Raw genomic sequence first — 13,832 nt, forward strand, 5'->3', positions numbered from 1 at the left:
AAAATCTGATTAAATGCTTAAGCGAGCCTCCTCATTATATGTGCCCTTGCTGTTGTTTGTTATCCTGCTATCCGGGATACTGGTGTTGCGGCATATTGACGCAGGAAGGCCCGAATCTCAGTTTTCCGTCAGCAGAGCCGAAAAAGCTGTTCAGAGTGCAAGGGCAGGCATGAAGGCTTGTCTCAGCAAAATCGATATCAGCACCATTACATCACACCAGGAACTCTGGCGTGCAATTGATTCTCTGAATTATAAGTCAGTAAGTATCCTGGTTTTCCAGGGTTATGAACTGGTTGCCTGGACCGATCATTTGTTACCTGTCGAGGGCATCAATCCACACTACTTCAAACAGAATCTGGTAAGGCTTGAAAACGGATGGTACCTCACAGCCTCTAGACAGGAGGGGGATGTACTGGTCGTTGCCTTCTCTTTGTTAAAGGCTGAGTATCTCTATCAAAACAGATTCCTAAAGAATGGCTTTCCGGCAAATTATGGACTTGACCCGACAGTGTTGATAAGCCGCGAATTGACTGCCAACTCTTACTCCATCAATGATACTGACGGGGAATATCTGTTTAGTCTTATCCCCGGTGAACTCAAGCAGAAGCCCTCCCAGGCTTCTGCAATGGCCGACATACTTTTGCTGCTTGCTATTGCTATACTTTGGGTGTTTGCATTCAATATCCAGAAGCAGTTTAGAGGCACCAGATTCGCCAATCTGGTATATGTGGGTGTGGCGGCCCTTTTTTCAAGTTTGTACTACCTGTTAATCTGTGTTATAGGAATCAGATATTTCAATCAGGCGGAGCTGTTTTCTCCCCACAACTTTGCTGTGTCCAATTTGCTCCCTTCTATGGGGCATTTCCTCCTTCTGTCTTTTTTACTCTTTACGCTTGGATTGTGGTTTTATAAGTTTGTCAGGTTTACACTTCCCATTCCGGAAAACAGAATCAGACTGACAGGATTATACCTGCTGCTTATTGTAATGCTGGGCTTGGCTTCAATATATCTGGTATTTGTCAATCGTCTGTTTTACACACTTGCTCTTCACTCTTCTGGACACCTGGTTCTGATTAGGGTTACCGACCTGGACCTGGTGATTCTGTCCAGGTATCTCGCCGTCGCCCTATTGCTGCTTTCGTTTGTGTTTATTGCCGAAAGGCTGGTTCTGAGCTTTCTGATCCGCATACCATGTATTCATATCTTGATAGCTGCCGGCACGGTAATGCTTATAAATATTCTTGTGTTCAGGGGACTTGGAGTAGGGCAAAGCGACTGGTGCTTTTTGTTTTTTGGAGCAACATTGTTGGTTCTTCTTTACAGCACCCGTAATACTGTGTCGGGACTTTCTTATACATCATACTCATGGATTGCTGTGATATTCTCACTATATGCGGGTATGGTCTTTATGGATATGACAATTCGCAAGGAGGAGAGTGACAGGGAGTTGCTTGTCGAGAATCTGTCTTTCCAGCTGTTAAGAGAGGAGGACCCCATTGCAGAAATCTACCTTGCCGGAATCGAGAAACAGATATCCAACGATGTTACCCTGATGAGGTTGATGGGGCAACCGGAACTCGATCCAGGGGTCATCACCAACCACCTGATGAAGTTTTATTTCTATGGCTACTGGCGCCGGTTTGATATTCAGATAATTCCATGTTGGCCAAGCGGCGATCTACTGGTAGAACAGACTGGTGAAGTGAGCAACTGTTACGAGTATTTCTTTGGGCTTATTGAGCACTATGGTTATCCTCTGGAAGGTAGTGCACACTTCTATTTTATGGATGATGATGACGGACAGTCCTCGTACTTCGGGGTTTTCAGATTCTTCCCCGACGATGATGCAAGGGAGACAACTTTGTTTATAGAATTGCACTTCAAGCCGTTCTTTGAAGGGCTTGGATATCCCGAATTGCTTGTAAGTGACCGTGATTTGGCTAAAATGCGTCTGCTTGAGGAATACTCCTATGCCAAATACCTTGACGGTCGCCTGGTCAAGCGCTCCGGAGAGTTTATGTACAAGGCTCAGGTTGATCCTTATTTCCCGGTTCCATATAGTAAGGTTTTCCTAAAGGAAGGTAACTATTCTCATCTTGTATATCAACCTTCGCCAAATGCAACAATACTATTGAGTCGTAAGGACTTCACAGTAACTGATGTACTGATGGCCTTTTCTCTGTTCTTCCTTTTCTTCTTTCTGCTCACCGGAATTGTAATTCTGCTGTTGCAGTGGCAGTCCAAGGGCTTCTCTTTCAGGATTTCGATTCAGAAAAGGATACAGACTGTCTTTGTTGCGGTTATGGTGCTGATGCTTATTGTTGTGGCAACGGGAACAGTCTATTATACGGTAAAACAATACAGGCAAAAGCACCTTGAATTACTCGAGAGCAAGGTTCAGTCAATAATGCTTGAGCTCGAATATAAGGTAGGGCTTGACGGTCCCGAGACCTCAAGCCCCGGGGATTATCTGAACTATCAGCTTCAGATGATATCCACAGTTTTCTATTGCGATATTAATCTATATGGAGTTGATGGTACTTTGATTGGAACCTCCAGGCCGGAACTTTTCAGGAGCGGACTGGCAGGAACCCAGATGAATCCAAAGGCTTATTACAACCTGGCATACACCGAGGCTGTAAGTCATCTTGAGGAGGAGCAGATAGGATCAATGAAGTATATTTCCTTTTATGTGCCGCTGCTAGACAGTAACAATCGCCTGTCAGGCTTTCTCAATCTGCCTTATTTCGTTGGTAATAACGATCTGAGAAGTGAGATTTCTTCAGTAATTGTCACGATAGTCAATTTCTATCTGCTCTTCTCCTTCCTTGTCATTCTGATAGCAGTGTTCCTCTCTCGTCAGATTACCAGACCACTGTTGCTACTGCAAACCAAGATATCTCAGATAAAGCTTGACAGGCTGAATGAAAAGATTGACTACAAGGGGCAGGATGAGATTGGTGAACTGGTAGCTGAGTACAACCGTATGGTGGATGAGCTGACTATCAGTGCTGGTAAACTTGCACGTACGGAGAGGGAACTTGCCTGGAGGGAAATGGCAAGGCAGATTGCGCATGAGATCAAGAATCCGTTGACGCCCATGAAGCTCAGCATACAATACCTGCAAAGAGCCTGGAAAGATAATGTGGTGGATTTTGATGCCTATCTGAAGAAGGTCACTGATACACTGATAGAACAGATCAATTCGCTGTCGTCAATTGCCTCTGAGTTTAGCCGCTTTGCACAGATGCCACCCGAGAAGTCAGAAGTTATCAACCTGATTGAGAAGATAGAGAATAGCCGCACCCTATTTGGTGATACCGGTAGCGTACCTGTAGTACTGGTTAATATGGCAGGAGATATTGTCAAGGTTAGGGCGGACGGCGAACAACTATTAGGTGTTTTCAATAACCTGATTAAGAATGCGATCCAGTCAATACCCGACAATCGTGAGGGTCGGATAGAAATAGAAGTAAGTCGGGACGATGAGAAAGTTGTCGTTGCCATCAAGGATAATGGTAAGGGAGTTCCTGATGAGATACGAACCAAGTTGTTTGAGCCAAGCTTTACTACCAAGACCGGAGGTATGGGTCTGGGATTGGCGATTTCAAAGAGAGCTGTTGAGAATGCCGGTGGACGTATCTGGTTTACCTCCGAGGAGAATACAGGTTCGGTGTTCTATGTCGAACTACCCGTGATTTCTGACAGCAAATAGTAGTTGAGTCTTCTGAAGATACTATCCATATCTGTGCGCAGGTTGACTTCTGCCAATACATTTTCTTTCCTGTTTGTAGCAGTTGTGTTCCAACTGTTTGTGGTATTGGAACAGTGGAAAATTACTTTTTAGTTGTCTATGTGAAAGTAAGCTCTGGTGCTGCTGATATGGACAGTAAGCCGGGGCTTTGCAACTGAATTGTTAGTCGGCCTGATTCTCTTTAGTGGAGTAAACTACGGTAGTCTCAGCCCACTTGTCAGCCAGCCTGTATCCGCGACTTACAAACCACCACAGATCAATCAGGTTAAGCACCGGGATCAACATTACCAGACCTCTGATAACTGACTTTTCATGTTGACCGGTTATAGGAGTCAGCTGAGGGATATTCACTACCTTTATTTTAAGTAGATGTTTTCCACAACTCTGACCATTCATAAATGGCATGGATTCTTTACCCAGATGATAGATCAGACCAAGGATCCATCCTATTCTTGGGAAAAAGCACAAACCGGCAACTATTACTATATCAATAACAGCCGCTATAATACGTTCTGTTAAAGGAGCTGTTGAAGGAGTTGTCATTCCTGAAGCTGGCATTTCTGGCAAATTTTGGCGCTAAGATATATCATCCATGCTGATTATACCATTCAGAATGGCATAAACTGTAAGACCGGATACACTTTTAATATCCAGTTTCCGGGTAATATTCTTGCGGTGCGAAATAACGGTGTGAGTACTGATAAATAATTCCGACCCAATCTCTTTGTTGGTCTTTCCGAGTGCTACATGCTTTAGAATAAGCTTTTCGCGGGGAGTCAGTTCCTCCGACTCCTGAACACTCTTGGTTTCTGATATCGACTTGAGAGTGTTTGATATCTTTTCCATAAGAGCAACCTTCGAATCGTATATGGACAACTGATTATCAGGTGCACCATGCGGAAGCGCAGTATTAATAATATGTAGTACTTTGCAGTGTTCAGGTATTACATCTGACAAAGGTTTATCATTTGAAGTGGTCGCAATACTTGAATTAATAATTAGCAGATCCGGGTCTAGATGCTGAATAACCTCCTCAATTCCAAGGTTAGAACCCAGAATCTCAATTTCGCCGGTTTCGGGAAACTGCCTTAATATATGCATCAATCCTTTTCTCAGGAGATAGGATTGTTCAGCTACTAAGATTCTTATCATTGAGGTGCCAGTTATAAACCTTTATTCTGTGCAATATACTCTCGTTCCATCTGCCTCACCTTAGGTATAAGGACGTTCTCCTCAAGCAATGTGTGATCTTTAAGATCATTACCAAGCCTGCTTATCTCAAGTATCAGGTTGGTAAACTGGATGCTGCTGATCTGTGGCTGTAAATGCTTCAGAAGTATACTTTGCAGATCAAATACCTTTTCTTCTATATCACTATGGTGTTCCAGATACTTGTCTATAGAATAATTCTTGTACCTGGTATTGAAGGTCTCCCTGCTCATACGTCCTTCTATTGCATCCGACAGCGCCAGAATATAAGGGAAGGTGGTATTCTCCTCATCCTCTATATGCTCAGTAAATTCTCTAATATACTCCCTGAAAAAGCCAAGCATAAGCTGTACTGAGTTGTCGGGCATACCCGACAACTGTTCCAGATATTCAATTTCTTTTTCTATGCGAGGTATCTGAAAATGCAGATAGTACTGGTGAGTATTGTGCAGATATGTAATTAGCCATTTTGCATCACCCTTTATCAACTGCTCCTGGGGAAAGTTTTCACGTTCCAGAAACCAGTGTACCAGTTCCATAAAGAAAGTGACAGGCATCTGTTGCTCCTCACAGATGGTCCTTACGCTTTTGTCTTTGAAACCGAAGGGTATCTGAAGGCGCTGTATTACGGCCAGAACATTAAAGTTGAGCTGAACAAGTTCAGCCATTTTCATATCAGCATGAATACTCATAAGGACGCTTATTTAGACTGGGTAAAAATAAGAAAAGTTTATATAACTACCCCATCAGGCACCAATTTATTGACCAGAGCATATAGTCTTCAGATTATTTCTTCCTCATAAAGATATTGACGGGCACACCCGACAAATCCCATTTCTCCCTCAGTTTATTTTCAAGGAAGCGCTTGTATGGATCCTTAACATACTGCGGCAGGTTGCAGAAGAATGCAAAGGATGGTGGCTGTGTCGGAAGTTGTGAGATATACTTAATCTTAATGTACTTACCCTTTGTTGCCGGTGGTGGAGTAGCATCAATCAGCGGCAGGAAGTACTCGTTGAGTTTTGATGTCGGGATTTTCCTGGTTTTGTTTTCATAAACCCTCATAGCTTCTTCCACTACCTTGAAGATCCTTTGCTTGTTGGTGACAGATGTAAAGATTATAGGATAGTCAGTGTAGGGTGCTGTCTGCTCACGTATTGCTGCTTCAAACTTCTTGGTTGAATTGCTGTCCTTTTCAATAAGGTCCCACTTATTTACCACTACTACAATACCCTTACGGTTACGCTCCACCAGTCCGAAGATTTTCTGGTCCTGACCTTCGAAGCCGCGGGTAGCATCCACCATCAGGATACATACATCTGAGTTTTCAATTGACCTTATGGCACGCATTACCGAGTAAAACTCGAGATCTTCCTTTACTCTTGCCTTCTTGCGGATTCCGGCAGTGTCGACAAGGAGGAACCTGTGGCCAAACTTGTTGTATAGTGTGTGAATACTATCACGGGTTGTGCCAGGTATATCAGTTACTATATTCCTTTCTTCGCCTGTCAGAGCATTTAGAAGTGATGATTTACCTGCATTGGGTCTTCCAACGATAGTAAACCTGGGTAATTGCTCTTCTTCAATTGCTCCGGCTTCCTTTTCAGGTAAAGCAGCTACAACTGCATCCATCAATTCACCTGTTCCGAATCCGTTGATAGATGAAATTGTAAATAGTTCTTTGAATCCAAGTGAATAGAAGTAAGCTGCTTCGGGCAGGCGTTCGCCCGTGTCAACTTTGTTGACCACGACAAAAGCAGGCTTGTTGGAGCGCCTTATTACCTCAGCAAGCATCTCATCATAATCAGTCAGTCCAGTGGTAACATCCACCAGGAAGAGCAGAATATCTGCTTCTTCTATTGCAATAGTAACCTGATCCCTAATTGATTCTTCAAAAATATCATCTGAGTTGATTGCGTAACCACCTGTATCTACCACTGAAAACTCAACCCCATTCCAGACGGACTTCCCATATAATCGGTCGCGGGTAACTCCGCTGACTTCATCCACAATAGCGTGGCGCTGTCCCGTAAGGCGGTTAAACAGAGTTGATTTTCCTACGTTGGGGCGTCCTACTATTGCGACAATATTTGCCATACTCTCTTAAATTTTATGTTTGTTGTGATTATAATTCGTAACCAAAATTGCGAAGGAAATTATCCTTATCCCGCCAGTCTTTAGTGACCTTGACAAATAGCTCAAGGAAGACCTTACGTCCCAGAAAGGTTTCAATTTCTTTTCTTGCCTCAGTTCCTGTCTTCTTGAGTGCCTTGCCCTGATGCCCTATGATTATTGCCTTTTGAGATTCACGGGCCACGTGTATGATGGCTCTGATTCTTACAATCTCAGGCCCTTCCTTAAATTCTTCAACCTCAACTTCAACAGAATAGGGAATCTCCTTCTGGTAATATAGCAGGATCTTCTCACGGATAATCTCCGATACAAAAAAACGTTCGGGCTTATCGGTGAGTGCATCCTTATCAAAATACGGTGGTGATTCCGGCATCAGTTCCATAATCCGGGCCATAAGGTTGTCTGTGTTGAACTTCTTAATGGCTGAGATCGGAAATATCTCAGCTTTTGGAACAAGTTCCTTCCATTGTAACACAAGCTGCTCAAGATCAGCCTGATTGGACAGGTCGACCTTGTTTATTGCAAGAAGCACCGGAGTATCAGATTTATTGATTTCATTAATAAAGTCAGAGTTCTTTCCTGGTGTCTCAATAGTATCAGTTATGTATAATATAGCATCTGCATCAGCCAGGGCCGACTTGCTAAACTTAAGCATTGCCTCTTGGAGTTTGTACTTGGGTTCCAGTACTCCGGGGGTGTCAGAAAACACAATTTGATAGTCAGGACTATTGAGGATTCCAAATATCCTGTGCCTTGTTGTCTGAGCCTTGGAGGTTATTATAGAAAGCCTTTCCCCCACCAGGAGGTTGGAAAGTGTTGACTTTCCAACATTTGGATTTCCAACTATACTTACATATCCAGCTTTATGCCCCATATCCCGCCTTTGTTTTTCTGTTATTCTATTGTTAATCAATTTGTTTAATTCCCCCTGGGGGAAATAATCGCGCCGCAAAGTTACTACAATTGATGGTTTATTCACCCATTTTCAAATAAACTTAGGTGTTGGTGAATGGATTATTTTTGGTGATTATCAGGTGCTTTATCTTTTTTAACACAAAAGAAGTGTAGAAAGATTTGGAAGCATAGGAAATTCCCCCTTATCTTTGCATCCGCTTTCAAAACGATGAGGCGTACAAATGTTGAATAACGGTGCTTTTGGCCTGCAACTGAGTCGAAAAAAAGATTTTTAATGAAAAATCGAAATTTGTTTTGAAAGTTCGAAAAAACTGATTTATCTTTGCATCCGCTTTCCAAAAAATTTTGGCAAGGTGCTTAGTGAATAGAATAACGATCTTTGAAAATATTGATGCAATACCTAAAAAGAAAAGACAGGAAAGCGTAATTCCTTTGAGGAAGATTAGAATTGAGCCCAGATAATATTTTTAAAAACTTTTCATACAACGAAGAGTTTGATCCTGGCTCAGGATGAACGCTAGCGACAGGCTTAACACATGCAAGTCGAGGGGTAACAGGGTAGCAATACCGCTGACGACCGGCGCACGGGTGAGTAACGCGTATGCAACCTGCCTATAACTGGGGAATAGCTCCCTGAAAGGGGAATTAACACCGCATAACACTATTGATTCGCATGGATTAGTAGTTAAATGTAGCGATACAGGTTATAGATGGGCATGCGTGACATTAGCTAGTTGGTGAGGTAACGGCTCACCAAGGCTACGATGTCTAGGGGTTCTGAGAGGAAGGTCCCCCACACTGGTACTGAGACACGGACCAGACTCCTACGGGAGGCAGCAGTGAGGAATATTGGTCAATGGGCGCAAGCCTGAACCAGCCATGTCGCGTGCAGGAAGACTGCCCTATGGGTTGTAAACTGCTTTTATAGTAGAAGAAACACATCTACGTGTAGATGTCTGCCAGTATACTATGAATAAGCATCGGCTAACTCCGTGCCAGCAGCCGCGGTAATACGGAGGATGCAAGCGTTATCCGGATTTATTGGGTTTAAAGGGTGCGTAGGCGGGACTGTAAGTCAGGGGTGAAATACTGCAGCTTAACTGTAGCATTGCCTTTGAAACTGCCGTTCTTGAGTACAGTTGAGGTAGGCGGAATGTGGTGTGTAGCGGTGAAATGCATAGATATACCACAGAACGCCGATTGCGAAGGCAGCTTACTAAGCTGTTACTGACGCTGAGGCACGAAAGCGTGGGGATCAAACAGGATTAGATACCCTGGTAGTCCACGCTGTAAACGATGATTACTGGTTGTTAGCGATATATAGCTAGTGACTGAGCGAAAGCATTAAGTAATCCACCTGGGGAGTACGTCGGCAACGATGAAACTCAAAGGAATTGACGGGGGCCCGCACAAGCGGAGGAACATGTGGTTTAATTCGATGATACGCGAGGAACCTTACCTGGGTTTAAATGGGGAGTGCCAGGTGTCGAAAGATGCTTTTCCTTCGGGACACTCTTCAAGGTGCTGCATGGTTGTCGTCAGCTCGTGCCGTGAGGTGTCGGGTTAAGTCCCATAACGAGCGCAACCCTTGCCGATAGTTGCCATCACGTAAAGGTGGGCACTCTATCGGGACTGCCGGTGTAAACCGTGAGGAAGGTGGGGATGACGTCAAATCAGCACGGCCCTTACATCCAGGGCTACACACGTGTTACAATGGCCAGTACAGAGGGCCGCTACCCCGCGAGGGGATGCCAATCTCGAAAGCTGGTCTCAGTTCGGATTGAAGTCTGGAACCCGACTTCATGAAGCCGGATTCGCTAGTAATCGCGCATCAGCCACGGCGCGGTGAATACGTTCCCGGGCCTTGTACACACCGCCCGTCAAGCCATGGGAGCCGGGGGTACCTGAAGTATGTAACCGCAAGGAGCGTACTAGGGTAAAACTGGTGACTGGGGCTAAGTCGTAACAAGGTAGCCGTACCGGAAGGTGTGGCTGGAATACCTCCTTTCTGGAGAGCTTAAGTAAAGATCTTCCTTACTTAAAGAAGGATTATGCAGAAGGGTCTTTCTACAGTATTGCATCAAAAGGGGAATTAGCTCAGTTGGCTAGAGCGCCTGCCTTGCACGCAGGAGGTCAAGGGTTCGACTCCCTTATTCTCCACAGTTGCTTTTGCAACAAACGATCATTGACATATTGAATTACAAGAGAAAGACTAGAGGAAAAAAATGCTAAAGCATTAAAGAAAGTAAAGAAGAGCGCACGGCGGATGCCTAGGCTCTCAGAGGCGAAGAAGGACGCGACAAGCTGCGAAAAGCTGCGGGGAGGTGCACATAACCTGTGATCCGCAGATCTCCGAATGGGGCAACCCACCAGGTTGAAGGCCTGGTATCCTGGAGCAATTCAGGAGGCAAACCCGTTGAACTGAAACATCTTAGTAGGCGGAGGAGAAGAAAACAAAAGTGATTCCCCCAGTAGCGGCGAGCGAAGCGGGAATAGCCCAAACCAATCTTGTTTAGGCAGGGTTGGGGTAGTAGGACTGCATAAAGATAATATTAATACGAAGTGGAAGCATCTGGAAAGTTGCATCATAGAGGGTTAAAGTCCCGTACACGTAAGTATGATATTACGAGCAGTATCCTGAGTAACGCGGGACACGAGGAATCTTGCGTGAATCTGCCGGGACCATCCGGTAAGGCTAAATACTCCTGAGAGACCGATAGTGAACCAGTACCGTGAGGGAAAGGTGAAAAGCACCCCTAACAGGGGAGTGAAATAGTACCTGAAACCGTGCGCTTACAAACTGTTGGAGCCCTTTATTGGGGTGACAGCGTGCCTTTTGCATAATGAGCCTACGAGTTATACCTTGCCAGCGAGGTTAAGTGTTGTTAGACACGGAGCCGAAGCGAAAGCGAGTCTTGAAAGGGCGCTAAGTTGGCAGGGATAGACGCGAAACCTAGTGATCTACCCATGGTCAGGTTGAAGTTTCGGTAACACGAAATGGAGGACCGAACCGGTAAACGTTGAAAAGTTTTCGGATGAACTGTGGGTAGGGGTGAAAGGCCAATCAAACTGGGAAATAGCTCGTACTCCCCGAAATGCATTTAGGTGCAGCCTCGATTAAGAGTTATCCAGAGGTAGAGCTACTGATAGGACGCGAGGGCTTCACCGCCTATCAAATCCTGACAAACTCCGAATGCTGGATAATGTTTTTCGAGAGTGAGGGCATGGGTGCTAAGGTCCGTGTCCGAGAGGGAAAGAACCCAGACCATCAGCTAAGGTCCCCAAATGTATGCTAAGTTGAAGAAAACGCGGTATGGTTGCAGAGACAGCTAGGATGTTGGCTTGGAAGCAGCCATTCATTTAAAGAGTGCGTAACAGCTCACTAGTCGAGCGACCGTGCATGGATAATAATCGGGCATCAAGCATACTACCGAAGCTATGGAATGATACTTAGGTATCATTGGTAGGGGAGCATTCCAGTCAGCGTCGAAGCAGTATCGTGAGGTATTGTGGAGCGTCTGGAAAAGCAAATGTAGGCATAAGTAACGATAATGGGGGTGAGAAACCCCCACGCCGAAAGACCAAGGATTCCTGATCAACGTTAATCGGATCAGGGTTAGTCGGGCCCTAACACGTACCCGTTAGGGGAAGTGGATGGCAAACAGGTTAATATTCCTGTACCCGTTATACAACAAAAGTGACGTATAAGAGAGATGTCTGGGTGCTGACGGAATAGCACGCTGAGCTTAGGTTTCGGCCGAAGCGAAGGCAAGCATCTTGTACCGAGAAAAGCGAGTATAACGGCTCGTACCGTAAACGGACACACGTAGTTGGGTTGAGTATACTAAGGCGCTCGAGTGATCCACGGCTAAGGAACTCGGCAAATTAACCCTGTAACTTCGGGAGAAAGGGTTCCTGTTAAGCGATTGACAGGACGCAGAGAAATGGCCCAGGCGACTGTTTAACAAAAACACATGGCTATGCAAAATCGAAAGATTAGGTATATGGCCTGACACCTGCCCGGTGCTGGAAGGTTAAGAGGAGATGTCAGGAGCAATCCAAAGCATTGAATTGAAGCCCCAGTAAACGGCGGCCGTAACTATAACGGTCCTAAGGTAGCGAAATTCCTTGTCGGGTAAGTTCCGACCTGCACGAATGGTGTAACGATCTGGGCACTGTCTCAGCCGTGAGCTCGGTGAAATTGTAATACCGGTGAAGATGCCGGTTACCCGCAACGGGACGGAAAGACCCCGTGAACCTTTACTGCAACTTAGCATTGATTTTGGGTAAGTTATGTGTAGGATAGGCCGGAGACTATGAAGTGGTGCCGCCAGGTATCATGGAGTCGCCGTTGAAATACGGCCCTTGACTTGCCTGAAGTCTAATCCCTCAGAGAGAGGGAGACATTGCTTGGTGGGTAGTTTGACTGGGGTGGTCGCCTCCAAAAGAGTAACGGAGGCTCCCAAAGGTACCCTCATGACGTTTGGCAATCGTCAGTAGAGTGTAATGGCACAAGGGTGCTTGACTGTGAGACCGACAAGTCGAACAGGTAGGAAACTAGGGCATAGTGATCCGGTGGTTCCGCATGGAAGGGCCATCGCTCAAAGGATAAAAGGTACTCCGGGGATAACAGGCTGATCGCCGCCAAGAGCTCACATCGACGCGGCGGTTTGGCACCTCGATGTCGGCTCGTCACATCCTGGGGCTGGAGAAGGTCCCAAGGGTTCGGCTGTTCGCCGATTAAAGTGGCACGCGAGCTGGGTTCAGAACGTCGTGAGACAGTTCGGTCCCTATCTGTTGTGGGCGCAGGAGATTTGAGAGACCCTGTCATTAGTACGAGAGGACCGTGATGGACAAACCTCTGGTGTATCAGTTGTACCGCCAGGTGCAGCGCTGAGTAGCTATGTTTGGAAGGGATAAGTGCTGAAAGCATCTAAGCACGAAGCCTGTCTCAAGATTAGATCTCCATATAAGGGGCGTTAAAGACTATGACGTTGATAGGCTGCAGGTATAAAGGTGGTAACATCAAAGCCGAGCAGTACTAATTACCCGAGACTTTCAGAGCTGGTATTTTAGTCTCAAGTCTTTATCTTGTAATCAATATGTTAAGATATCACTACGACGAAGGTTGTAGCAATGAACAAAGAGAGAGTACAAACTCTAAGATATTTAGGTGGCTATAGCGCAGGGGATCCACCTCTTCCCATACCGAACAGAGAAGTTAAGCCCTGCCGCGCCGATGGTACTGCGTAAAAACGGGAGAGTAGGTCGCCGCCCATCTTACAAGAGAGAGGCTGTCCGATAAAGGGCAGCCTCTTATTTTTTTGTTGTATATCCCAGCCCACACCGGGTCTATTATTTTTTGCTTCTTTTATTTCTACCTTAGTCCATTTTTATACTTTGCCTGCCATATATCATGTTTTTAATCCCCTTATTACATTGTGGCAAAGACGTTAAGTAGTACTAAGTACATTCTACTGCTGTTACCGGTATTTTTGGAATGCGCCCATCTGTTTTGGTTCCAGATTCAATTCTTGAACTTATATATAGTGATGCAGGCTGGGACAAGGGTGGTATCGCGGCAAAGGTTTATATTAACAGAGGAGTATTTCAGAAGACCCTTGTAAAGTATCAAGGAAATTGAAGGTTTTATATAAATACTAAGATGCTCATCCAACTTCACTAGGAAAGGAGATTATATGTTATTGTAACAGGCTGAAGGATGAAAAAGTTGTTCATATCAATGTCGGGAAGGTTATTGGGTTTTTGAATGGAAGAAATTGGTTTGAGGGTTGGGTTTCGATAAGATAGGAGTTAAAAA

The 13,832-nt window shown here is 45.1% G+C and carries 6 protein-coding genes, 1 tRNA gene and 3 rRNA genes; 5 read left to right on the forward strand and 5 right to left on the reverse strand.

Annotated elements, in window-relative coordinates; all coding sequences use genetic code 11:
• Positions 1-13 precede the first annotated feature (13 nt).
• Positions 14-3,715 (forward strand): sensor histidine kinase, encoded by a 3,702-nt coding sequence (locus M9189_RS02585; RefSeq protein ID WP_250724388.1) that lies wholly within the window; start codon positions 14-16, stop codon positions 3,713-3,715.
• 201 nt (positions 3,716-3,916) lie between these two features.
• On the opposite strand, the gene M9189_RS02590 is transcribed toward M9189_RS02585, so the two are convergent.
• The 5 genes from M9189_RS02590 to era form a co-directional block, all read right to left on the reverse strand.
• Positions 3,917-4,312, reverse strand: a complete 396-nt coding sequence (locus M9189_RS02590; protein WP_250724389.1) for an RDD family protein — start codon at positions 4,310-4,312, stop codon at positions 3,917-3,919.
• A gap of 18 nt (positions 4,313-4,330) precedes the next feature.
• The gene (locus M9189_RS02595; RefSeq protein ID WP_250724390.1) at positions 4,331-4,906 is read right to left on the reverse strand and encodes a response regulator transcription factor; all 576 of its coding nucleotides are present in this window, start codon (positions 4,904-4,906) and stop codon (positions 4,331-4,333) included.
• Between the two features lie 11 nt (positions 4,907-4,917).
• Positions 4,918-5,655, reverse strand: a complete 738-nt coding sequence (locus M9189_RS02600) for a hemerythrin domain-containing protein (RefSeq protein WP_250724391.1) — start codon at positions 5,653-5,655, stop codon at positions 4,918-4,920.
• Positions 5,656-5,749: 94 nt separating this feature from the next.
• On the reverse strand, positions 5,750-7,060 hold the full coding sequence (gene der, locus M9189_RS02605; RefSeq protein ID WP_250724392.1) for a ribosome biogenesis GTPase Der: 1,311 nt from the start codon (positions 7,058-7,060) through the stop codon (positions 5,750-5,752).
• 28 nt (positions 7,061-7,088) lie between these two features.
• Entirely contained in the window at positions 7,089-7,970 is an 882-nt protein-coding gene (era, locus tag M9189_RS02610; protein ID WP_250724393.1) for a GTPase Era, read from the reverse strand.
• A 523-nt stretch (positions 7,971-8,493) separates the two neighbouring features.
• Here era and M9189_RS02615 point away from each other — a divergent pair.
• The 4 genes from M9189_RS02615 (at position 8,494) to rrf (ending at position 13,291) form a co-directional block, all read left to right on the forward strand.
• A 16S ribosomal RNA gene (locus tag M9189_RS02615) occupies positions 8,494-10,019 on the forward strand.
• A 78-nt stretch (positions 10,020-10,097) separates the two neighbouring features.
• A tRNA-Ala gene (locus tag M9189_RS02620) sits at positions 10,098-10,171 on the forward strand.
• A 79-nt stretch (positions 10,172-10,250) separates the two neighbouring features.
• Positions 10,251-13,075, forward strand: a 23S ribosomal RNA gene (locus M9189_RS02625).
• A gap of 105 nt (positions 13,076-13,180) precedes the next feature.
• A 5S ribosomal RNA gene (gene rrf, locus M9189_RS02630) occupies positions 13,181-13,291 on the forward strand.
• Together the 16S, 23S and 5S rRNA genes with 1 tRNA gene alongside form the textbook arrangement of a ribosomal RNA operon.
• The last annotated feature ends 541 nt before the right edge of the window (positions 13,292-13,832 follow it).

Source organism: Xiashengella succiniciproducens (assembly GCF_023674465.1).
GTDB lineage: Bacteria > Bacteroidota > Bacteroidia > Bacteroidales > Marinilabiliaceae > Geofilum > Geofilum succiniciproducens.

Coding starts and splice junctions, on each gene's coding strand:
- era (WP_250724393.1), bottom strand. CDS start 7,970: ATGGGGCATAAAGCTGGATATGTAAGTATAGTTGGAAATCCAAATGTT.
- M9189_RS02600 (WP_250724391.1), bottom strand. CDS start 5,655: ATGAGTATTCATGCTGATATGAAAATGGCTGAACTTGTTCAGCTCAAC.
- M9189_RS02585 (WP_250724388.1), top strand. CDS start 14: ATGCTTAAGCGAGCCTCCTCATTATATGTGCCCTTGCTGTTGTTTGTT.
- M9189_RS02595 (WP_250724390.1), bottom strand. CDS start 4,906: ATGATAAGAATCTTAGTAGCTGAACAATCCTATCTCCTGAGAAAAGGA.
- M9189_RS02590 (WP_250724389.1), bottom strand. CDS start 4,312: ATGCCAGCTTCAGGAATGACAACTCCTTCAACAGCTCCTTTAACAGAA.
- der (WP_250724392.1), bottom strand. CDS start 7,060: ATGGCAAATATTGTCGCAATAGTAGGACGCCCCAACGTAGGAAAATCA.